This is a genomic window from Microcystis viridis FACHB-1342, from assembly GCF_014698335.1.
GTDB lineage: Bacteria > Cyanobacteriota > Cyanobacteriia > Cyanobacteriales > Microcystaceae > Microcystis > Microcystis ichthyoblabe_A.
In genome coordinates, this window is sequence record NZ_JACJSV010000075.1 from 1 (window position 1) to 22,132 (window position 22,132).

At 43.8% G+C, this 22,132-nt stretch carries 18 protein-coding genes; 14 read left to right on the forward strand and 4 right to left on the reverse strand.

What is annotated here, in order from left to right; all coding sequences use genetic code 11:
• Positions 1-274: 274 nt before the first annotated feature.
• The 7 genes from H6G40_RS19255 to prmC all read left to right on the forward strand — a co-directional run bounded on the left by H6G40_RS19255 (position 275) and on the right by prmC (position 13,348).
• Positions 275-454: a hypothetical protein gene (locus H6G40_RS19255; protein WP_002731657.1), complete on the forward strand. Its 180-nt coding sequence runs from the start codon at positions 275-277 to the stop codon at positions 452-454.
• A 270-nt stretch (positions 455-724) separates the two neighbouring features.
• Positions 725-2,059: an AAA-like domain-containing protein gene (locus H6G40_RS19260; protein WP_069475039.1), complete on the forward strand. Its 1,335-nt coding sequence runs from the start codon at positions 725-727 to the stop codon at positions 2,057-2,059.
• 167 nt (positions 2,060-2,226) lie between these two features.
• Positions 2,227-4,059, forward strand: coding sequence for a carotenoid oxygenase family protein (locus H6G40_RS19265; RefSeq protein ID WP_069475038.1), 1,833 nt, complete (start codon positions 2,227-2,229; stop codon positions 4,057-4,059).
• A complete protein-coding gene (locus H6G40_RS19270) occupies positions 4,056-10,211 on the forward strand; it encodes an AAA family ATPase (RefSeq protein ID WP_190538152.1) in 6,156 nt (2,051 codons plus the stop codon). Before H6G40_RS19265 ends, H6G40_RS19270 begins: the two co-directional genes overlap by 4 nt.
• A gap of 626 nt (positions 10,212-10,837) precedes the next feature.
• Complete coding sequence (locus H6G40_RS19275) at positions 10,838-11,272, forward strand: hypothetical protein (protein WP_002733588.1); 435 nt, start codon at positions 10,838-10,840, stop codon at positions 11,270-11,272.
• Between the two features lie 388 nt (positions 11,273-11,660).
• On the forward strand, positions 11,661-12,458 hold the full coding sequence (locus H6G40_RS19280) for a Tic22 family protein (protein WP_042790296.1): 798 nt from the start codon (positions 11,661-11,663) through the stop codon (positions 12,456-12,458).
• 5 nt (positions 12,459-12,463) lie between these two features.
• On the forward strand, positions 12,464-13,348 hold the full coding sequence (gene prmC / locus H6G40_RS19285) for a peptide chain release factor N(5)-glutamine methyltransferase (protein WP_190538153.1): 885 nt from the start codon (positions 12,464-12,466) through the stop codon (positions 13,346-13,348).
• Here prmC and H6G40_RS19290 read toward each other — a convergent pair.
• The 4 genes from H6G40_RS19290 to H6G40_RS19305 all read right to left on the reverse strand — a co-directional run bounded on the left by H6G40_RS19290 (position 13,345) and on the right by H6G40_RS19305 (position 16,287).
• Complete coding sequence (locus tag H6G40_RS19290) at positions 13,345-13,881, reverse strand: hypothetical protein (RefSeq protein ID WP_190538154.1); 537 nt, start codon at positions 13,879-13,881, stop codon at positions 13,345-13,347. The genes prmC and H6G40_RS19290 overlap by 4 nt on opposite strands.
• Positions 13,845-14,546 carry an orotidine-5'-phosphate decarboxylase gene (gene pyrF, locus H6G40_RS19295; protein ID WP_190538155.1) on the reverse strand — a complete coding sequence of 234 codons (702 nt, stop codon included), beginning with the start codon at positions 14,544-14,546 and terminating at the stop codon, positions 13,845-13,847. Before pyrF ends, H6G40_RS19290 begins: the two co-directional genes overlap by 37 nt.
• A 72-nt stretch (positions 14,547-14,618) precedes the next feature.
• A complete protein-coding gene (locus H6G40_RS19300; protein WP_002755142.1) occupies positions 14,619-15,083 on the reverse strand; it encodes an MEKHLA domain-containing protein in 465 nt (154 codons plus the stop codon).
• A gap of 22 nt (positions 15,084-15,105) precedes the next feature.
• Positions 15,106-16,287, reverse strand: coding sequence for a M20 family metallopeptidase (locus H6G40_RS19305; protein ID WP_190538156.1), 1,182 nt, complete (start codon positions 16,285-16,287; stop codon positions 15,106-15,108).
• A gap of 229 nt (positions 16,288-16,516) precedes the next feature.
• Between H6G40_RS19305 and queF the strand changes: the two genes are divergently transcribed.
• From queF to mutL, 7 genes are all read left to right on the forward strand, one after another.
• Entirely contained in the window at positions 16,517-16,912 is a 396-nt protein-coding gene (gene queF, locus H6G40_RS19310; RefSeq protein WP_002740916.1) for a preQ(1) synthase, read from the forward strand.
• Positions 16,913-17,358: 446 nt separating this feature from the next.
• Complete coding sequence (locus H6G40_RS19320; protein WP_190538157.1) at positions 17,359-18,468, forward strand: tetratricopeptide repeat protein; 1,110 nt, start codon at positions 17,359-17,361, stop codon at positions 18,466-18,468.
• Positions 18,469-18,702: 234 nt separating this feature from the next.
• Positions 18,703-18,996 (forward strand): nucleotidyltransferase family protein, encoded by a 294-nt coding sequence (locus H6G40_RS19325; protein WP_002733639.1) that lies wholly within the window; start codon positions 18,703-18,705, stop codon positions 18,994-18,996.
• Positions 18,993-19,169 (forward strand): hypothetical protein, encoded by a 177-nt coding sequence (locus H6G40_RS19330; RefSeq protein WP_176721684.1) that lies wholly within the window; start codon positions 18,993-18,995, stop codon positions 19,167-19,169. The genes H6G40_RS19325 and H6G40_RS19330 overlap by 4 nt, the downstream gene beginning before the upstream one ends.
• Positions 19,163-19,474: a HepT-like ribonuclease domain-containing protein gene (locus tag H6G40_RS19335; protein WP_069475422.1), complete on the forward strand. Its 312-nt coding sequence runs from the start codon at positions 19,163-19,165 to the stop codon at positions 19,472-19,474. Before H6G40_RS19330 ends, H6G40_RS19335 begins: the two co-directional genes overlap by 7 nt.
• A gap of 132 nt (positions 19,475-19,606) precedes the next feature.
• Positions 19,607-20,188 (forward strand): REP-associated tyrosine transposase, encoded by a 582-nt coding sequence (locus tag H6G40_RS19340; protein WP_002734993.1) that lies wholly within the window; start codon positions 19,607-19,609, stop codon positions 20,186-20,188.
• Between the two features lie 504 nt (positions 20,189-20,692).
• Positions 20,693-22,132, forward strand: a 1,440-nt coding sequence (gene mutL, locus H6G40_RS19345) for a DNA mismatch repair endonuclease MutL (RefSeq protein WP_190538158.1), incomplete at its 3' end; no start/stop codon positions are given.

Here is a 22,132-nt window from a genome sequence, read left to right on the forward strand (position 1 = left end):
GTCGGGACATATAAACAGTTATAAGGCTGGTCTGGGTTGACCTGTTAGATTCAGTCAGGGGACTGAAGACCTTACTAGGCGGTTATTTCGGGCATTTCAGCCCTATTTCATGCCTAAACGTTTCGCACTACCGTCTCTTAGCTTATCAAAAATTAGTTATCGCTCGTCGAGTGTCGGCTGGCAATAAAATGAAATATGACGGGATTTGGCATCATCCCCAGAGGACAGACTACTGTTCCCCACAAATAGCCTTAACTGTGTTGGGAGTATAGTGATGGCCGCCTTAGCCCAAGGAAGACTGCGGCAAAAACAGGATTTGCTGGTAGAAGCACTCTCCGGTCGGGTGCGTCCCGGTCAGCAATTTATTCTCGCCCAGTTACTAAGTCTGATTGACAGTATTGACGAGACGATTGCCCAGTTTGACCGAGAAATTTGTGAAAAAACGTCTGGTTAAACGTTTAGAGAAGCTTGGTTATCAAGTTACTTTTGAGCCTGTTCCGGTTGTCTCTTAAATTGGTCTAGAATATTTCCCAGTTGGGCTGTCGCCTTTTCCTGACTTCAGCCATCTACTGCCGTGGTTTTGTGACCACATTGTCATTTTCAAGTCAGTCAGGAGACAGGTTTTAGGTGTTGGGGGTTGGGGTTTTGGGGTTTTGGGGTTTTAGTTCAATTCCCTCACTTCCCCATTCCCCCACCTCCCCATTCCCCCACACCCCTAATTCTTATGAGAGATTCCCTATCGAGCCGTCTAAGAGTACAACAACACTGCCTCAATCAAGTTAAATTAGCCGTGAGAAAGCAGGGCTTTAGCAGTCAGCGCTCCTTAGCCAAAGAAGCTGAATTTAGTCTGGCTACTGTCAGCAACTTCCTGACTGGCAAACCGGTAGAACAGGCCACTTTTGAACAAATTTGTCGTCGATTATGCCTCGACTGGCAAGAAATCGCCGCCCTGAATTTTGAGCTAAAAACACCCCCTCAAGACAAAATTCCGGTTAATTCGGCAGCCAAGAGCGAAAAATTGGAGACATTACCCCCCTATCCTAATGGGGCAGTTCCCCTTGGTTCCCCATTTTATTTAGAACGTCTTCCCCTCGAAGAACAGATAAGGCAGGAAATCAAGAAACCGGGGGCTTTAGTGCGGATAAAAGCTCCCAAAGAAATGGGCAAAACCTCCCTACTTTTGAGAATGCTCGATTTTGCTAAACAGCAAGGCTACCGCACGGTGAGTTTGAACTTAGAACAGGTGGACCAGACGATTTTGGCTGATTTAAACCAATTTTTGCGCTGGTTATGTGCCAATGCCGCCCGTCAACTACAGTTAAAACCGCAATTAGATGAGTATTGGGATGAGGATTTAGGTAGCAAGATTAGCTGTACGGTTTACATTCAAGACTATCTCCTGGAATCGATTACCGCCCCCATTGTCCTCGCTCTCGATGAACTGAATCAGATTTTTGAACATCCCCAAGTGGCCAAGGATTTTTTACCGCTGCTGCGTTCTTGGTACGAAGAATCCAAAACCCTACCTATCTGGCAAAAACTCCGTCTTATCGTCGTCCATTCCACAGAAATTTATGTTCCCCTGCAGCTCAATCAATCCCCCTTTAACGTGGGATTCCCCGCACAGTTAAGTCATTTTAGTCTGGAGGAGGTATTGCAATTAGCCCAACGTTATCAACTCACCTGGGAAAATCAGGAAAAAGTCCAACAACTGATGGAGCTAGTAGGAGGACATCCAGCTTTGGTACAAACTGCCCTCTACTATCTCAGTCGGGAGGAAATAACCATGACGCAAATATTAACCAGCGCCACCTCTGTCACCGGGATCTATGCCCATCACCTGCGGCGCCATTGGGCGGTATTAGAACAACAGCCGGAACTAGCAAAAGCTCTCGACCGGGTGATGAGCGCGGTGGAACCCGTACAATTAGACCCAATTCTCGCTTACAAACTCAGCAGTATGGGACTACTCAAACAATCAGGAGATAAAGTAGTACCAGGCTATGAATTGTATCGACGCTATTTTTTAGAGGTGAAATCCTCTATCAGTTATCAGTAAACAGTAATCAGTTATCAGTGAGGGTGTAGGGTGTGGGGTGTAGAGTGTAGGGTGTGGGGGGAATAAATAAAATAATCTCCTGACGACCGGCTCCTATCTCCTGACTCCTATCTCCTGACGACCGGCTACTAACCCCACCAACAAACTTTTTGCCGCAAACTCTACTTATGAATATGTCAAACAAAGATACTGTCCAAAATACTGTCAACGTTAGCAATTTTAGTCGCTCGCAACTCGGTCGGCCGGATGAGAACAATTTATATAAGGCAGTCGCCACAATTACTGAGGGACATTGGCCGGAAAATCTGTCGGGATACGTTTTTATCGTCTGTCCTTTTCATAGAAAAAATGACCGTCATTTGTTCTCTGGCGAAGGTGTAATTATTAAATGGGACTTGCAAGGTAAAAATAATCAAGTTAACGTTTACAGTAAAAAACTAAAAACTTGGGATAATTTTTGGCGAAAAGTTTTACCTATATTTAATATTAGTCAAGCCACTTTTCCCGCCGTGGTCAGCATTTTGGGTTGTTCAGAAATAGCGAATACTGCTATGGTTAAACTAGAAAAAGTTTCCGAAGATAAACAACTAGAAGAAACCCGATTAATTCTCACTGCCGATGCGGGACGTTACTGGGAAGTGGATCCGGTTTCCCTGGATACTATCACTCCGATTGGTTATTTTGACCAACATATTGTTTCCGTGCCTTTGTCTATTTTCCCAGTCCTAGAAAATACCGCTCACCCCTTCTACGACAAAAAGACCCAAGAATTTATCACCTGTGAATTAAAGCTAAAACTTATATCGGGAGGTATGTTAAAAGATTTAGATAAATCGGTGTATATTGTTCTTTGGGATCAACAAAAAAAACTTAAACCCTGGAAACTACAGGGAAGTATTCTCGATGGTAGCCCCCATTCGGTCATCGTCACCGAAGATTATATCATGATTCCCGATATGCCCTTTCAGATGGGAGTAGCCAAACTATTAGGTATCAGAATTAAGCCTGAAGAAACCTATCCGAAAACTCAAATTTATCTGGTTAACCGTCAAGATCTCAAGGAAGAAGAAACCACCGTTCCCTCGCGATTAATTACCTTCAATGGCGACAGTTATCACTTCCTTTGTAGTTACCATAGTACCAACGGTCAAATTCAGCTTGTGGCCATCCAAAACGCCACTATTAGTTTAACCGAAGCGATCGAAAAAGACGATATCCAACATTTTACCGGTCAGGGTTATCCCCCCGAATACCACGGCATCCCCTGGATGTTTTCCTTTGACCCCGGAGTGCTGCGCAAAGTGGTTATCGAAGATGCCAGGGTGATGAGCGAACAAGCTTTCATCCATCCGGGGTGGTTCTCTACCACTCTCTACACCGCCGACCCGCGGGAATTGGAACAGGGATACAGCGCCATTTATCAGGTTTATGCTGGTTATGTGCGCGAATTAATCTGTCGTCGTCAGTATATGGATTGTCGCGACCAAAGTAATCGCATCCTCAGCGATGCCGAACTTCCCTGTCATGACTTGCCCTCGGTATTAGCCAAGGTTCCCTTCGATAAGGATTGGAATCAGTTAACTGAACAGATTAGCCAAGAAAAAAAAGCCAGTGATACTCATGTATCACATTTAGGTCGGGGACTACTGGATTTTTATGTTTGTCCCGATGGCTATATTTTAGATAGCATTCAGTTTATTCCCCAAGAACAGGGCTATCTATTGACGACGGTTTTAACCCCGACCAAAGTATTAGAAGCTTGGTTATTTAACCCTGACAATCTCAAGGACGGACCGATTGCTAAACTGAGTTTGCCGGAAGATGTTCACTTTGGTTTTACCTTGCATTCCGAGTATTTCGAGCAGGTGCTGCCTTCTCCCCGTCCTTCCGTCTCACAGGTAAATCAAGTCCTGTCAGCCTTGCGGAGTCTTGTTTTAGTTCCCGTAGAATTTTTCTTGGGGAAACCCGCAGCCATTTACAATCGCCAAGTAAAAAAATGATTGTTCTCAACGGATACGACATTCTTGCCCAAATCTACGAAAGTGTTAACTCGGAAGTCTATCGGGCCATTCGCACCGTCGATAATCAACCGGTTATGCTCAAAATCCTCAAGCAAGAATATCCAACCGCACAAGAACTAACCCATTACAAACAGGAGTATAAAACCATCTGCGGCCTGAACTTCGAGGAGGCGATTAAAGCCTATGGTTTAGAAACCTACCGCAGAACTCCCGTGATTATTTTGGAAGATTTCGGGGGTGTATCCTTAAAAAAATGGCTAGAGGGCAAAAAAACTCTAGCCTTAAGGGACTTTTTAAGTCTTGCACCCCGAATAGTGGCTAATTTAGAGAAAATTCACAACGCCAAGGTTATTCACAAAGATATTAATCCTGCCAATATAGTTCTTAACCCCGAAACCGGACAGATTAAAATCATCGATTTTGGCATTGCCAGCGTCCTGCAGCGGGAAAATCCGGGGCTAAAAAATCCCAACGTCCTGGAGGGGACTTTAGCCTATATTTCTCCCGAACAAACCGGACGGATGAATCGCAGTCTCGATTACCGTACAGATTTTTATTCTTTGGGCGTTAGCTTCTATGAACTTCTCACCGGACAATTACCTTTTCGGGCTAAAGATGCTTTGGAATTAGTTCACTGTCATCTGGCAAAACAACCTCTGGAGATTAATAGTCTCGTCAGGGAAGAAATTCCCCCGGTGGTGGAGGCAATCATCAGGAAACTGATGGCTAAAACCCCCGAGGAACGATACCAAAGTGCCTATGGTATTCGGGCAGATTTAGAAGAATGTTTAAGACAACTAGAAACAACGGGTAAAATTGAGGATTTTGTCATCGCTGGGCAAGATCTAGCCAATCAGTTCCAAATTCCCCAAAAACTCTACGGTAGGGAGACAGAAATCGCCACTCTCCTCACTGCTTTTCAACGGGTAGCCACGGCGGCTAAAAACTCCTCTCACACCGAACTGATGCTAGTTACGGGTTATTCTGGCATGGGTAAAACCACCCTAGTTAGGGAAATTTATCAGCCAATTACTGAAAAACGCGGCTTTTTTATCTCTGGTAAATTTGACCAATTTCAGCGCGATACTCCCTACGCTGCCGTGGTTAGCGCTTTGACTCATCTTGTCAAGCAACTTTTGGGGGAAAGTCAGCCACAACTGCAACTATGGCGACAAAAACTCTTAAAGTCTTTGGGGGCGAATGCACGGGTTATTATTGATGTGATTCCTGAACTAGAATTAATTATCGGTCCACAACCAGAGGTGTTACAATTAGGAGCGATCGCTACTCAAAATCGCTTTAATTTAGTCTTTAAAAATTTTATTCGGGTCTTTTGTTCCCCAGAACATCCCTTAGTCATCTTTCTCGATGATTTACAATGGGCAGACTTGGCTAGTCTCCAGTTAATAGAATTAATTATGCTCGATGGCGATATGGACTATTTATTTTTAATTGGTTCCTATCGCAGTAACGAAATTAATTCCACCCATCCCCTAAGTGCTACTCTCGATAAATTAGAGCAGGGGGGCATAATTATCAATCAAGTTATTTTAAAACCTCTGGGTCTTGAACAGGTCAATCAGTTAATTGCTGACACCTTAAACCATTCACCCGAATATGTGCAATCTTTGTCCGCTTTAGTCTGGCAAAAAACCCACGGGAATCCTTTTTTTGTCAATGAATTTCTCAAAACTATCTACTGGGAAAATTTGCTATTTTTCCAACCGGGGCAGCAAACAACCACTAAAACCGATAATAATAGGGGTTATTGGCAATGGCATCTCGGCCAAATTCAAAGGATTGGTAGTACCGATAATCTGATTCAATTTATGATGGGCAAAATGCAGAAATTGCCCCCCGAAACCCAGGAAATTTTAAGTTTAGCAGCTTGTCTTGGGGCAGAGTTTAATTTATATAGTCTGGCAGTAATCTCTGAAAAATCACCTCCAGAACTTTTACCAATTTTAACTTATAGTAGTGAAGCTGGTTTAATTATTCCCCTCTCAGAATTGGATGAACAATTACTGATTCAAGAATATAAATTTGCTCATGATCGCATTCAACAAGGAGCTTACGCTCTCATCGAAGACAGCAAAAAATCTTTAATTCACCTAAAAATTGGTCGCTTACTTTGGCAGCATACTGCCGCCAATGAATTATCGGAAAAAATTTTTAAAATAGTCGATCATCTCAATCTTGGTTATCAACTAATTAGCGAGGAAAAAGAACGAGAGTCAGTGGCTAACTTGAATTTACTAGCAGCCCAAAAGGCAAAAGCCGCTAATGCCCAAACTGGAGCCTTAAAATATATTAAAATCGCTCAAAAACTTCTCAAAAAAGCAAGCTGGAAGAATAACTATCAACTGACTTTAGATATTTATTCTGAAGCCACAGAAATCGCCTATTTAAGTGGAGATTTTGAGCAGATGCAGTGCTGGGCTAATCTCGTGTTAAAACAGGCAAAAACAACCCTAGATAAGGTGAAAGTTTATGAAGTCATCATCGAAGCTTATCAAGCCCAAAATCACGAACTAAAAGCGGTAGAAATTGGTTTATCCGTCCTCAAAAGCCTAGATTTCGAGATTCCTGAATCCTTAAAATCATCAGATATTCAGGAAGAACTCAATAAAACTAGGCAAAAATTAGCGGGTCAAAATATCGAAAATTTAAGTAATTTACCGCCGATAAATGAGGAAGAAAAATTAGCAATCATGAAGATAGCGAGTGCCATATTTCCTCCTGTTTATATTGCCGCACCTCATCTCTTACCCATCCTAGTATCAAAACAGGTTAACTTATCAATTGAATACGGCAATAGTTATCTAGCGGCTTTTACTTATGTCAATTATGGCTTAATTCTTTGTGGTCTTTTAGAAGATTGGGAAACGGGTTATCAATTTGGACGATTAGCTTTAAACATTGCTGATAAATTTCATGCCAAAGCCCTGATGCCGAAAATAATTGCCGTCTTTTCCGCCACTATTAGTATCTGGAAAGAACCGATTAAAAATTCCCTGTCTTTGTTAAAATCTTCCTATCAAACCGGTTTAGAAATGGGCGATCTCTACTACGGAACAACCTGCGCCTATCTTTACTGTTTTCATTCCGCCTTTATCGGACAGGAATTAACCGAATTAGCTAGAGAAATAGCTAACTATGATCTGGCTTTTGTTAAGCTCAAACAAGAAAACCCTCGCAACTATCTAAAAATCTATGGTCAAACAGTTTTAAATCTGCTGAGGCACTCGGAAAATCCCGGTAATTTAGAAGGACAGTACTATCAAGAAACTCTTATGTTACCGTACCATCTAGAGGCTAATGATCTCTATGGTCTCTGTGCTTTATTTGTCAATAAATTATACCTCTGTTATCTATTTGGACAGTACGAACAAGCTATTAAAAATGCTAACCAAGCCCAACAATATCTAGGAGGAGCCACCGCTACTTTATTGATTTCTCTACATAACTTCTATGATTCTCTCGCCCATTTAGCTATTTATAATCATCTGGACAATGACCAAAAAAAGCAAGTATTAGAACGAGTGACGAATAATCAGAAAAAGCAACAGGAATGGGCTAATCAAGCCCCCTCTAACTATCTTCATAAATTTTATTTAGTGGCAGCGGAAAAGGATCGAGTGCAGGAATCCTATCTAGAAGCCATAGAAAACTACGATCTAGCCATCGCTAAAGCCAGGGAAAATGAATACATTAATGAAGAAGCACTGGCTAACGAACTAGCGGCGAAATTCTATCTCGATTGGGGTAAAGTAAAAATTGCCAAAACCTACATCAATGAAGCTGCCTATCTCTATTCTCTTTGGGGAGCAACAGCTAAAGTCAAAGATATAGAAAGCCGCTATTCTCAGTTAATGGTCAATAATTATGGTTCCAATTCCCTGACCGAAACCACGAGAACTACCACCAGAAAAAATTCAGTTAGTCATGCGGGAGAACTGTTAGATTTAGCCACGATTATGAAAGCATCCCAAGCCATTTCTAGTGAGATAGTTTTAGATCAATTACTCGCCACCCTGATGAAAATTCTCATCGAAAATGCTGGGGCGCAGCTGGGCTATCTTATCCTAGAAAGCGGCGGACAACTATCGATCGAAGCCTCCGGTTCAGTGCAGGAAGATAGGGTGACAGTCTTTAAATCTAATGCGATCGAAGAACATCTTCCCGTCTCAATTATTAACTATGTGGCCCGGAGCGGTCAAACCGTTCTTAATAACGATGCTGCCCATCAGGGCAATTTTAGCAACGATCCCTATATTAAAATCCATCAAACCAAATCGCTGCTTTGCACACCCCTACTCGACCAAGGACAACTGCGGGGAATTGTCTATCTAGAAAATAATCTCACCGTCGGGGCTTTTACCCAAGAAAGATTGGAAGTGCTGCAACTGCTCTCTAGCCAAGCTGCCATCGCAATTACTAACGCCAAACTCTACGCCGAAATCAAAGCTAAACAGAGACAACTAGCGCAATTTTTAGAAGCCATGCCAGTGGGGGTATTTGTCCTCGATGCCGACAGTCAACCCTACTACGCCAATCAAACTGCCCAAGAGATTTTAGGAAAAGAGATAGTTAATATCACCACGGCTAATCAGTTGGGGGAAACCTATCAGTTATATCAAGCTGGAACCGATCGATTGTATCCCACAGAATACCATCCGATTGTCCGAGCTTTAAGGGGGGAAAAAAACACGGTGGATGATATAGAAGTTCACCAAGGAGAGAAGATTATCCCCCTAGAAGTGTATGCCACGCCCGTTTTTGACGAAAAAGGAGAAATTATCTATGCGATCACCGCTTTTACCGATATTAGCGAACGAAAACAGGCGGAAGCGGAACGGATTCGCTTTACCGAAGAATTAGCCGAGTATAGCCGCACCCTAGAACAGAAAGTGCAGGAGCGCACCCTGGAACTCAGCCAAACCCTAGAAATTCTCAAGGCCACCCAAGCAGAATTGCTGTTTGAAAATGAACTGCTCAGAAGTACCGAAGAATCTAGCACCTTTGACTACCAAGTGGGGGGCAGTTTGCCCATGGATGCCCCCACCTACGTGGTCCGCGCCGCCGACCGTTATCTCTATAAAGCCCTCAAACGCGGCGATTTTTGCTATGTTCTCAATCCCCGTCAAATGGGTAAGTCTAGTTTAATGGTACGCATGATCGATCACCTCCAACACGAGGGCATCTGTTGCGCTCCCATTGATTTAACCCGCATCGGCAGTGAAAATGTCACTGCCGACCAATGGTACAAGGGGATAGCCTTCGAGTTAGGGCGACGTTTTGGCCTGCTCAAAAGGGTTAATCTTAAAGCTTGGTGGCAAGAACGGGAAGATGTCTCGGCAGTGCAGCGCTTGGGCGAATTTATCGAAGAGGTGTTATTGCTGGAAGTGGGGATCGTGGAAGGTTCTCCCCTGAAACCGATCGCGATTTTTATCGATGAAATTGATAGCGTTTTGGGCTTAAATTTTGCGGTTAATGACTTTTTTGCCCTGATTCGTTCCTGCTATAACCAGCGTGGCTTTAACCCGCTCTATCGGCGTTTGACCTTCGCTTTCTTCGGTGTTGTCACCCCCTCCGATTTAATTACCGACCACCAAATCACCCCTTTTAATATCGGTCATTGGATTCAATTGGAGGGTTTTAAGGAACACGAAGCCCAGCCTTTACTGCGCGGATTGGCCGAGAAATTTAGTAACCCGCAAACTGTCTTAAAAGAAGTCTTTGCCTGGACAAACGGTCAACCTTTTCTGACCCAAAAACTCTGTCAGTTAATTCGCACCGCCACCTCACCGATTCCACCCAATGGTGAGTCCCTCTGGATTGAGGACTTAGTACAGAAGAAGATCATTGGCAATTGGGAGGCTCAGGATGAACCGGAACATCTGCGGACTATTCGCGATCGGCTTCTCAACAGTCATCGCTCCCAGTTGCTCCTGAGACTCTATGAACGGATTTTAAGGGAAAAAGAGGTGATTGCCGAGGATAGCACCCCAGAAAAAGAGTTACTTTTATCAGGGTTAGTGATCAAAGATCAGGGCCAGCTGCGGGTCCATAATCCCATCTATCAAGCAATCTTTAACCTCCATTGGCTGGCCCGGGCAAAATCAACCTAGTAAGTAGGTAGATGTTAAAAGTTGTCAGATTTCCCCCCTTTATCAAGGGGAGATTAAGGGGGGGATCGGCACTTCCTTTATTAAGGGTGGCAGGGGAGATCGAAGGTAAAATCAGCCAATACTAAATCCTGTTTAATAAGTTATAGGATAGTGGGAAGTTAAAGTTAGATTGGGAGTTATCAAACTATTAAAAATAGATTTGCTATTACACCCTAAGCAGTCGCTGATTTAGCAGCACTCGCTCCTATCATTCGAGAGATCAAAACCCTGGAAGTCCCCAAAAACTCCAAAATCTGAATCGCTAGTTAGGGAGAGAAATGTCAAGATTTATTAAATATAGAGAAATTGCCGCATGGGATATAATATATATGGTTGCCTATTAGTCTAAGTCAAATGAACATTAGACCTCTTGCAAAAATCAAAAATCTTCCGTTAGGTGAGGAATCAGGTTTCGGCCGTGAGACTTCGGAGTGAGACTTCGATGGATCAGATAGTGATGCCATTCAGACTTAAATTGACCTTTTAAATACAGCAACTTTTTCTGAAATGTAGTGATTAGGAACAATTTAAGAATACTTTCTCACCTAGCCCGAGCTTTTATTTAACTAATTCCGAGGATAATTACCGTGAAAACAGCGAAATATCCCGAAAAAATTGCCGCTCTCTGGACAACATTCCTCTTGGGAACTCTATTTCACACCCAACTGGGGTTAATGCCACTCTTCCATGGTCAATCGATCGTCGAGAGTCATCAAACCAGCAATCTCGATCCGATTTTCTGGGGAATGTTGCTCTTTTTTTTGCTGCCAATGTTAGCGATTATCGGGGTCAATTTTAGCGAAAGTCGCTCCTTGCGAAAAGTCCATTTCTGGCTGACAATTCTCTATTCTGTCTTGAATTTAGCCCATCTGATCGCCGATCTTTTGGTCAGACCGATCGCCTGGTATCAAATTGCTCTCATGGCAATTTTATTGATCATCGGACTGATTTTAAATCTAGTTTCCTATCAATGGCTGCGGTTAGCGATCGCCCATCCGCACCATCTCTCGGAAAGTCATTAGTAGTGCCAAGATCAAAAGGTGGCCCGTTGACTAACTGATTCAGACAAAAGGATGCCTTTTGAGCTCAAGTTGGGGCTTATTAGGGTAAAAGCCAGCTTAAACCAGAGCTAAAGGGATTTTTTCTGAGAATTTAACTTAAAAAATCTAATTAATCCCTATTATTTCCCAGATCAGCCCGTAAATTGTTCCTGTTTCCGGGCTGACGCTGCCACCTCATCTCACCAAGTGCGGATCTTTTTAGCTATGATAGTTCAGAACCAAGCCAATAAAGGGAACTTTTGGGGCTGGTTATTCATCAGAAAACTCCTAATCGGAGGAGTTAAGCAGACGATATAGTTCAGATTAACGGCAAATATTGGTTAATAGTAATAACGAGGTAATTATTTTGATGAAATCTCTCATTCGTTGGACGGCAACTCTTGGTTTAGTAGGAACGACAATGTTGACTTCGCTGCTGGGCAGCTATTCTAAAGCACTCGCTTTACCAGAAGAACAAATCGTCAAAACCTTGCAGTCTGTACCTGTCTTCGCTATTGCCGATGATCAAGGAGTTCCCTTAATTGCCGTAGAAAAAGAACAGAAATTCACGGGGGTTTTTATCAGTAAGCAGGACGCACAAAACTTTTTTGAACGACTGAAAAAAGAGAATCCTGAAGTGGCCAGCAAAGTTAAAGTTCAGGCTGTTTCCTTGGCACAAGTCTATAAAATGCAAACCAGTCAAACCGATCAAAATCGTTTAATTATCGATTTTGTTCCCAAAGAGTCGGAAGTAGAATCGGCGAAAAAACTGCTCAGTGAAAGAGGTCAACAGTATCAAGGTGGTGTACCTTTATTTGTGCCGAAAGCAGGAAAAGAGAGTAATTTTCTGGTGGTCAATCGCAATAATCAGGATTTTATTCCTTTCTTCTTTGAAAAAGCCGCCGCTTTGCAAATGGTAGAACAATATAAAAAAGCCAATCCCGCCGAAGCAGCCACGGTGAAAATTGATGTTATTCCCTTAGAAAGTGTCATCGCCACCCTACAACAAAGTAACGATGAAGCTTTAACTAAAATTCTCCTCTATCCTAGCCAAGAAACGATTGATTTTATCCGAGCAAATAGTAACCAAAATGCTCCCAACCAACCCCCAGCAAATCAGCCACGCCCTAATAATAATACCAATAATCCCCCCGCCCCCAATCGTTAAGCCTTGTGTCTGCTAGTATTTCCGGTCAAGAATTAAGTCAATGGCGCCAACAGGCGATCGCGGATTTAGCGCAAGCGCAACTATCTCCGAAGGAAGTGGATATATTTCTGCAAGCAGTGACAGATTTAGATACTCTTTCCCTGCGCTTACAATCCTTTCGCGAACGAGAAAAAATCCCCTTGAGTTATTCTTGGTCGGAAATTACTAAACGCTGGCAAAAACGCCTTAAGGCAAGGGTTCCCTTGCAGTATTTGCTCGAATCGGTGGTCTGGCGTGATTTTACTCTGAAAGTCTCCCCAGAAGTCTTAATTCCTCGTCCCGAAACCGAGTTATTAATCGATATCGTTGGAGAAACCGTCAGAGGAGACGACGGGGGAATCTGGGTAGATCTGGGAACCGGTAGCGGTGCGATCGCTATTGGTTTAGCCAGTATCTTGACAAAAGCAGAGATCTATGCTGTTGATTACAGTCAAACGGCTTTAGCGATCGCCAAAGAAAATATCATCAAGACGGGTTTTGCCGACAGAATTATCTTAAAACAGGGTTCTTGGTGGACACCCCTAGAGAAGTGGAAAGGACAGATTAGCGGTATGGTGTCCAATCCTCCCTATATTCCCAGTGCAGAAATCCTCGACCTACAAATTGAAGTGCGGGAACATGAACCCCGTTTGGCCCTCGATGGAGGTGAAGACGGATTGACCGCGCTGCGTTATCTAGTGGCCACTGCTCCCGATTATCTGCGATCGGGAGGCCTTTGGCTAGTGGAAATGAGAGCCGGTCAAGGGGAAAAAGTAGCGCAAATGCTGGAAAATCAGGGCAATTATCGACAAATTCAGATTATTAACGACCTAGCAGGTTTTGATCGCTTTGTTTTGGCCGAGCGAATTTAGCGCAATGCAGCCGCTTCGCAGTCCCGCAGCCAGAGACGCACCGCTTGGCCGATGGTCCCTTGACTGGTTTCTAGGGGAGGTAAGGGGACTTGAGTGGGTTCCAGGGAAGCTAATTGACTGTAAACCGTCACTAATCGCCATCCTTCCCCAGTTTTAGTTAAAAATAACCAGTGATAATTTTGGAGAGTGACAGAGCGATTTTTGCTATACTGACGCTCTAAAGTCGTAAAAAAAACCTGTTGAGTGTCATCGGCAATTTGACCAGAATATTGACTGGCAGTTAAAGGTAGGGGTGCAAATTCGGGACGACCGGCAATAATCACAAAAACCGGTGTAGATAATTCTTGATCGATTTGGGAGCGGCTAATAACTCGGTTAGCATAACCGGGTAAATCTGACAAGAGGCGATCAACTAAAAGATTTAAATCCTCCGGACAGCTAGAAAGAGGAAGACTAACTACTGGCGAGTTAATCCCGAACATAACCAGTAATATCCCTAAATATCGCCTAATTCGTGACAAATTTTTGCCCATGCTACTTTTGGCTCCTCAGCACCAGTGATCGGTCGTCCAATTACTAGATAATCAGCCCCAGCTTTAAGCGCTTGGGCCGGAGTCATCACCCGACTTTGATCCCCTTTGATTGACCAGGAGGGACGAACTCCGGGGCAAACTAAGAGAAAATCCTCTCCACAGACGCGACGCAATTGCGCCACTTCTTGGGGAGAACAAACCGCCCCATCAATTCCCGATTCTTTGGCCAATAATGCCAGATTTAAGGCATATTCCGATAGTTCTAGGGGAATTTTGAGGTCGAGGGCTAATTCCCTGGCGTTAAGGCTGGTTAAAACGGTGATAGCGAGAAGTTTTGGCGGCGATAGCAGGTCAGAAATTGCCTCCTTAGCCGCCGTCATTGCTTGCCGTCCGGCTGTTGCGTGCAGGGTGAGTAAATCCACTTGATAGCGACTGGCGGAACGACAGGCCCCGGCGACCGTATTGGGAATATCATGGAATTTAAGATCGAGAAAGCTCTTTTTTTGTCTTTCTTGCAGAATCCCTAGAATTTCTGCACCGCTACTGACAAATAATTCTAGTCCCACTTTCCAAAAATTGACTTCCGGCAACAGATCGAGCATTGCGATCGCTGATTCTAAATCCGGCACATCAAGAGGAACAATAATTCGGTCTGAGTTGGTCATATTGGGGCTATACAGTGGGGAAGTGGGGAAGTGGGGAAGTGGGGACGGAGTTTAAAGGTAGTACAGCTTAAATCAGAGAAAAATCCAATCGGCAAAAGTGGCAGCCTGTCCGCAATAAATGCCATCACGATCGATGATATTCCAAACGATCGCTTTTTCAATGCGAAATAGTTGACCGTTTTTCGTGATCCTTACCCCGTGATAATCGTTGATATAGCCCTGTTTTTTGACTAAATCCAGCATTTTTTGGCGTTCTTGGGCGATTTCCTCTCCCTCTACCGTCGCTCGCGAAGGAGTTGTTAATAATTCTGGCCAAGTTAAACCCCAGAGATCGAGGGCACCGCGATTACCATAATTGAAGATCGGATTAGTTTGCGTACCGTGGGAAACCAGCACAAAAGGGGCATAAAAGAGCATTTTACTCTGTTCTTTGCCAGTACCGATCCGGGGTAAAAGCGATCGCCCGATTAACTGTTCATAACTATCCAGCAGCAATTCTGTCCAAGCTATAATAGCTAAATCTTGCCAAATTTCCATAAAATTATCTTGAAAAACCGGTTTAATCTTCCCTTTGCCAATATTTATAGGCCGCGTAGGCTAAAGTAATCACTCCCGTCAGAATTGCCGACTCATCCACTAAAAATTCCGGATGGTGAAGGGGGGGATTGAGGAGGTGAGGAGAACCCACTCCCAGACGGAACATTGTCCCCGGGGCCTGTTGCAAATAAAGGGAAAAATCCTCGGCCCCCATGGAGGGTTCCGAGAGAATTAAAACCCGATCCCGTCCCCAAGCTTCTAAAGCAGCTTCTTCCACCAAACGAGTTAAAAATTGGTCATTTTGTACCGATGGCACACCCCGACGATAATTTACTTGACATTTAGCGTTATATGTGCTACAGACATTCGTGACCAAACTCTCGATCCATTCTGGGAGATGGGCGTGGGTTTCTGGGTGCAGCGATCGCACTGTTCCTGCCATGCGTACCTGATCGGCGATGACGTTGGGGGCGCGACCACCGCTAATCTGGCCGATGGTGAGGACAATGGGACGCAAAGGGTTTTGAGTCCGACTAATTGCCTGTTGCAAAGTGGTGATTACTTGCGAAGCGATCCAGATAGCATCGATCGCCTCGTGGGGCCGGGCCCCGTGGCCGGATTCCCCTTGAATAAAAATCTCCAGATCGTCGGCAGCCGCAGTTAAGGCCCCGTAACGAACCCCGATCGATCGGGCCGGAATCGAGGGGAAAACGTGCAGCCCGAAAACGGCGCTGACATCCCGCATCACCCCTTCCCGGATCATCCAATTGGCCCCCTGGGCGATTTCCTCTGCTGGTTGAAAGAGAAAGCGTATTTTTCCCTGCAAAGGTTCCGAGAGACGGGAAAGCACCATCGCCACCCCTAAACCGACGGTAGCATGAACATCGTGACCGCAGGCGTGCATAATCCCCGGTTTACGGGAAGCAAAGTCTAAATCGGTCTTTTCTTGGATTGGTAGGGCATCCATATCGGCCCGGATGGCTAAAATCCTTCGATCACTGCCTTTTCCGGGCAATTCTCCCTTAACTCCCGTTTTTCCCACCGCTTCCTGCACCGATAGACCACAGGAAGACAAAACCCCGGCAATATAGGCGGCAGTTTGATATTCTTGCCCGCTTAACTCTGGATTCGCGTGAATGTGGCGGCGAATCTCCACTAATCGGGGTGCGAGACTCTCGGCTATGTTTTTAATCTCGGAGAGCATGAAACCAGTTTTACAGTACCTTTAGGGTTAATCATAGAGCATTTTTTACCTGAAAAGTTGGGTCTGGCTGATTTTCAGTCTCAACTGTCTTCTCGGCACTCTTTCAACCCAGGACTAAGCTAATTTGTCAAGAGGATGCAGGAGTTACTATTCATCTCTTGATTCGGTAACACCTCTTGAGAGAATATTCCAGCTATGATAGGAAACAGTGTCTAGTTAGGAAAAAAACATGGTTCAGTCTTCCGAAAAAATTGAAGTTAAGTACGGAGAAAGAGAAATTGCTGAAGGAACATTAATTACTTTCCCCAATCCACGCCCCGGCAGAAATTATGATATTCAGATCACTCTGCCAGAATATACCTGTAAGTGTCCCTTTTCCGGTTATCCCGATTTTGCCACTATTTATCTTAGCTACGTTCCCGATCAAAAGGTGATGGAATTAAAGGCGATTAAACTTTATATTAATAGTTATCGTGATCGTTATATTTCCCACGAAGAAGCAATTAACCAAATTTTAGATGATTTGGTGGCCGCTTGCGAACCCTTGCAGATGAAAGTTAAAGGGGATTTTCATCCCAGAGGTAACGTTCATACCGTGGTGGAGGTGATGTATAAAAAAGAATAGCATAATTGTCTAGTTTGGGGATGGGGTTGCTCCCATCCCTTGCTGTTCTAGTTTTTGTTGTTCAAGTTTTTTGCTGTCCTTGTTTTCAATACTTATTTTAAAATTGTCCTCTATACTTAGAGCTTGAATCTTATCGTTAAGAGTTGGTTGATTGCCTTTGACTGCTGCTAGGTAAACTGCCCGCGCATTTAAATTGCTTATTGAGATGAAGCAAGAGGCAAGAGGCAAAACGGAGAATAAATCATCAGTTTTTAATAACCAGATTTAGTATAAGTAGGGCTGGCTGAATAAATCTAAAAACCTTGTTGGATAATATTTTTAGGCTTTTTTGAAATCAAAAACTGCCAACCCGTGGCGTGATCTACACTCCACACCCTGCCCCCGGGAAAAACTTTTTCAGCAAACCCTAAGTAGAATTTAAAACCATCCCCACTGAGGAACTAGCCATGAAATCCTTTGCCCTTCTTACCACCGTTAGCCTAATCAGCCTTTCCACCCTCGCGACTGTTCGCCCCGTCATGGCGCTAGAGAGCCGACAACCAGCCGAAACCCGAATCGCTCAAGGGAACAATCAAGACGCGATCGGCTACTATAACCGGGGAGTTGGCTACATCCAACAAGAAAAATACGATCTCGCCCTCGCTGAATTCACCAAAGCGATCGAACTCGATCCTAACTATACCGAGGCTTACAACAATCGCGGGTTTCTTTACGCCGGACAGGGGAAACCCGACCTCGCCCTGTCCGATTACAATCAGGCGATCAACATCAATCCCCGATACGCCGAGGCTTACCTCAATCGCGGGCTTCTTTACCAACAACAGGGGAAACCTGACCTCGCCCTGTCCGATTACAATCAGGCGATCAACATTAATCCCCGATTGGCCCTGGCTTACAACAATCGCGGGTTTCTTTACGCCGGACAGGGGAAACCAGACCTCGCCCTGTTCGATTACAATCAGGCGATCAACATTAATCCCCGGGACACCCGTGCTTACGTCAATCGGGGGCTTCTTTACGGCGAACAGGGGAAACCCGACCTCGCCCTGTCCGATTTCAATCAGGCGCTCAACATTAATCCCCGAGATGCCGATGGTTATCTGAATCGGGGGGTTCTGTACGCCATACAGGGGAAACCCGACCTCGCCCTGTCCGATTTCAATCAGGCAATCAACATTAATCCCCGAGATGCCCAGGCTTACAACAATCGCGGGCTTCTTGACAAAGAACAGGGGAAACCAGACCTCGCCCTGTCCGATTTCAATCAGGCGCTCAACATTAATCCCCGATTGGCCGAAGCTTACATCAATCGGGGGAATCTTTACCAACAACAGGGGAAACCTGACCTCGCCCTGTCCGATTACAATCAGGCGATCAACATTAATCCCCAATTGGCCCTGGCTTACGCCAATCGGGGGGTTCTTTATTACTCTCGACAAGAAACGGAAAAAGCGATCAGAGATTTCCGACAAGCCGCCGAACTGTTCCGCCAGCAAGGAAACACGGCGTTATATGAAGCGGTTATGGAAATCCTACGGCTATTAGGCGCGGTCTAGTCCTTTTTCTTGGGTTGAGCGAATCAATAGGTTAAAGAAAACCTCTCAATTTTAGGGGAGAGCGAAACCCAACATCCAACACCTCAATCCGTCTGAATAGGCGATCGCTTCTCATGGCTTTTTGTGGGGTTTCCTTGGGTCAATTCAACCTAGGATAATTGTTATCAGTATTTAGTTTTTTCTAGTCTAGTCTGTTAATTGTTCATTAAAAACCTTCGCGATGGATGTTATTTTATGACCCTAAAACAACTCATACAAGACAAACGAGAGGATATCCTAAAAATTGCCACCAAACATGGTGCTTTTAATGTGCGTGTATTTGGTTCCGTTGCTAGAGGTGAGGAAACCGAAAATAGTGATATTGATTTTTTAATTGATTATGATTTAGCTAAAACATCCCCTTGGTTTCCCGGTGGATTATTAGTTGATTTAGAGGATCTCTTAGGGTGTAAAGTGGATGTAGTAACTGAAAAAAGCCTTCATCATCTAATTAAACAGCGAATTTTAAAGGAGGCAATTAAGTTATGAATGAAGATCAAGGGCTCTTCTCGACTTTGTGTGATAATTTTTGCTTATGGAATCGTGAAATGTTGACGGAGAAAGACTTTTACGACTATTTTGCCGAAGAAACTATCAGTATAGGCTTCGTTTCCACACAGAAACCAGAAGAGCCGATCAAGTTTATCTTGGATACATTTTAGACTGTATTGATAAAATTAAGGAGTATTCCCAAGGAGGAAAACTGGAGTTTTTTGCTAATTCAATGATGAGTGATGCTATCATTAGACGCTTACAAACCTTGGCAGAATCAACTCAACGGCTTTCGGAGGAATTAAAGGCAAATATTCCCGATGTTGACTGGCGTAATATTTCTGGTTTTAGGAATATTTTAGTACATGATTATTTAGGAGGAATTGACCTTAATACAGTTTGGGATGTGGTAGAGAATTATTTGGATAATTTAAGAGAACAGATTTTAAGGCATCTAGAATCAGTCAATACTTAATCAAAGTCTAATTTTGTAGGTTGGGTTGACGCAAGGAAACCCAACAAATCCACCAGTTATGCTTTGTTGGGTTTTCCTTTGGTCAATCCAACCGACAAGGGGGATTATGCGCCAGAATAATCAATATTTATTATGCAGTATCGAAGGGCAAAAATTGAGGGAGGAACTTACTTTTTTACTCTTGTCACTCACAAGCGTAAAAAATTCTTGTGCGAACCAGAAAATATCTCCCTCTTGCGAGAAGCATTTCGCTACGTTATGCAACGTCACCCATTCACAATCGATGCCATTTTCATTTTACCCGACCACCTGCACTGCATTTGGACTTTACCCGAAGGTGATGCCAATTTTTCCACTCGTTGGCGTTTAATAAAAAGCTATTTTAGTCGTAACTGCGATTCACAATATTACGGAAACATGACTACTTCGAGAGAGAATAAAAAAGAACAAACTATCTGGCAAAGACGGTTCTGGGAACACTTAATAAAAAACGAGCAAGATTTCATTTTTCATGTAGATTACATTCATTATAATCCCGTAAAACATCGATTAGTTAATGCTCCTTCAGCTTGGGAATATTCCAGTTTTCACCGTTATGTTCAACAAGAAATCGGCTCTTCTCGACTTTGTGTGATAATTTTTGCTTATGGAATCGTGAAATGCTTATCGGGTAACACTTTTAGGACTATTTTGTCGAAGAAACTATCAGTATAGACCTCGTTTCCACACAGAAACCAGAAGAGCCAGAAATCTATCAGATTGACTGGGGCGCAAATGAAGAAATCATCTTTCCGGCGCCGATTGGCTATGAATAGAGCGATCGCCTCGTTTTCTAGGTTGGATCGTCGGAACGAAACCCAACACCCAACACCTAAATCCGTCTGAATCTTTTTGTTGGGTTTCCTTGGGTCTATTGTTGGGTTTCCTGACGTCAACCTAATACCATTTCTCTAAATGAAAACTACACATCGAATTTAAATCCCCCTTTAAGTTCCCCTTTTTAAGGGGGATTTAGGGGGATTAAACTTCTGTAGTCAGACTTTGGAGAATTGGTATAACTCATTGGACTTGCTCCAGGACTATCGCTATATTTGATCGGTGCAGCGGGATGGCAAGGAAGCAGCGATCGCCGATAAATTGCTAGGGAGCGGAGTCCTTAATCATGCACCCCCTGTGCGACAATATATCGAGTTTGCCCTTGGCTAAAACCATTAATTGATGACCTTGCCCATACAAGTTTTACCCCAAGACGTAATCGATTTAATTGCCGCAGGAGAGGTAATCGACTCTTTAGGCGCTGTGGTGCGGGAATTAGTCGAAAATGCCATTGATGCGGGGGCAGATAGGATTACCATCGATATATCTCCCCAAAATTGGCGAATACAAGTATCGGATAACGGTAGGGGAATGTCTAGAGAAGATTTGCAACTGTGTAGCTATGCCCACAGTACCAGCAAAATCCGCCAACGGGAGGATCTTTGGCAGATTACCAGTCTCGGATTCCGTGGTGAAGCTTTGCACAGTATCGCACAGGTGGCGCGTCTGCGGGTTGCCAGTCGCCATGACGGTGATTTAGGTTGTTATTGTCTTTACAATCACCAGGGTGAGCCGGATAATTTAGAAACGATTCCTATAGCTATCGGCACTATCGTCACGGTAGAAAATCTCTTTGGTAACTTTCCTGTGCGTCGTCAAGCTTTACCGTCAATTAACAAACAATTAAAGGATATACAGACTTTAATTCATAATTTTGCTCTCTGTCATCCCCAAATTACTTGGCAGGTTTTCCAAGATCATCAAGATTGGTTACGCATTAGTCCGGGTAAGGATGCCAGTCAAATATTACCGCAATTAGTTAAATCTCTGCATTTTAACGATTTAGCAGCCCTAAAACTTGACTTAACGACTCCTGACGCAGAATCTGCCCAAATTGAATTAGTCATTGGTTTGCCCGATCGCATTTCTCGCCATCAACCGAATTGGGTTAAAATTGCTGTTAATGGGCGAATGGTGCGCTCATCCGAGTTAGAACAGGCAATATTTCAAGCTTTCGCTCGTACAGTCCCTAAAGATCGCTATCCCGTTTGTTTTCTCCATCTACATCTTAACCCTCGTTCGATCGATTGGAATCGTCACCCAGCTAAAGCGGAAATATACCTGCATAACCTCGTTTTTTGGCAAGAACAGATAATTTCAGCCATAGACAAGGCTTTAGGACTAAATCCCGAACATATACCCGAAAAAGCGCAAAATCAGCGCGTCAGTCAAATTCTCAAGGCTGCCGAAGAAAAAAGCACCTATATAATAGGGGAGAAATCCAGGAAAAATCGGCTGGAATTAAAGGCATTAGCTCAAATTCACCAAACTTATATAGTTGCCGAACATCCTAACGGATTATGGTTAGTGGAACAACATATTGCCCATGAGCGGGTTTTGTACGAACGTTTAGAGGATAACTGGGAAATCGTGCCGTTAGATACTCCGATCATCTTAAATCAGTTAACTACTCGACAAATCGAACAATTACAACGTTTAGGATTAGAAGTTGCTAGTTTTGGCGATCGCTCTTGGGCAATTCGTAGTATTCCTGTTCTACTAAAAGAACGGGAGGATCGGGCTGATGCTTTACTAGAATTAAGTTTAGGGGGCGATTTACAA

Bases quoted from the DNA above. Each gene is read 5' to 3' on its own strand.
- pyrF (WP_190538155.1), bottom strand. From the start codon at position 14,546: ATGACCAACTCAGACCGAATTATTGTTCCTCTTGATGTGCCGGATTTA.
- H6G40_RS19290 (WP_190538154.1), bottom strand. From the start codon at position 13,881: ATGGGCAAAAATTTGTCACGAATTAGGCGATATTTAGGGATATTACTG.
- H6G40_RS19320 (WP_190538157.1), top strand. From the start codon at position 17,359: ATGAAATCCTTTGCCCTTCTTACCACCGTTAGCCTAATCAGCCTTTCC.
- H6G40_RS19325 (WP_002733639.1), top strand. From the start codon at position 18,703: ATGACCCTAAAACAACTCATACAAGACAAACGAGAGGATATCCTAAAA.
- H6G40_RS19305 (WP_190538156.1), bottom strand. From the start codon at position 16,287: ATGCTCTCCGAGATTAAAAACATAGCCGAGAGTCTCGCACCCCGATTA.
- H6G40_RS19265 (WP_069475038.1), top strand. From the start codon at position 2,227: ATGAATATGTCAAACAAAGATACTGTCCAAAATACTGTCAACGTTAGC.
- queF (WP_002740916.1), top strand. From the start codon at position 16,517: ATGGTTCAGTCTTCCGAAAAAATTGAAGTTAAGTACGGAGAAAGAGAA.
- H6G40_RS19300 (WP_002755142.1), bottom strand. From the start codon at position 15,083: ATGGAAATTTGGCAAGATTTAGCTATTATAGCTTGGACAGAATTGCTG.
- H6G40_RS19330 (WP_176721684.1), top strand. From the start codon at position 18,993: ATGAATGAAGATCAAGGGCTCTTCTCGACTTTGTGTGATAATTTTTGC.
- H6G40_RS19255 (WP_002731657.1), top strand. From the start codon at position 275: ATGGCCGCCTTAGCCCAAGGAAGACTGCGGCAAAAACAGGATTTGCTG.
- H6G40_RS19340 (WP_002734993.1), top strand. From the start codon at position 19,607: ATGCAGTATCGAAGGGCAAAAATTGAGGGAGGAACTTACTTTTTTACT.
- H6G40_RS19280 (WP_042790296.1), top strand. From the start codon at position 11,661: ATGAAATCTCTCATTCGTTGGACGGCAACTCTTGGTTTAGTAGGAACG.
- H6G40_RS19270 (WP_190538152.1), top strand. From the start codon at position 4,056: ATGATTGTTCTCAACGGATACGACATTCTTGCCCAAATCTACGAAAGT.
- H6G40_RS19260 (WP_069475039.1), top strand. From the start codon at position 725: ATGAGAGATTCCCTATCGAGCCGTCTAAGAGTACAACAACACTGCCTC.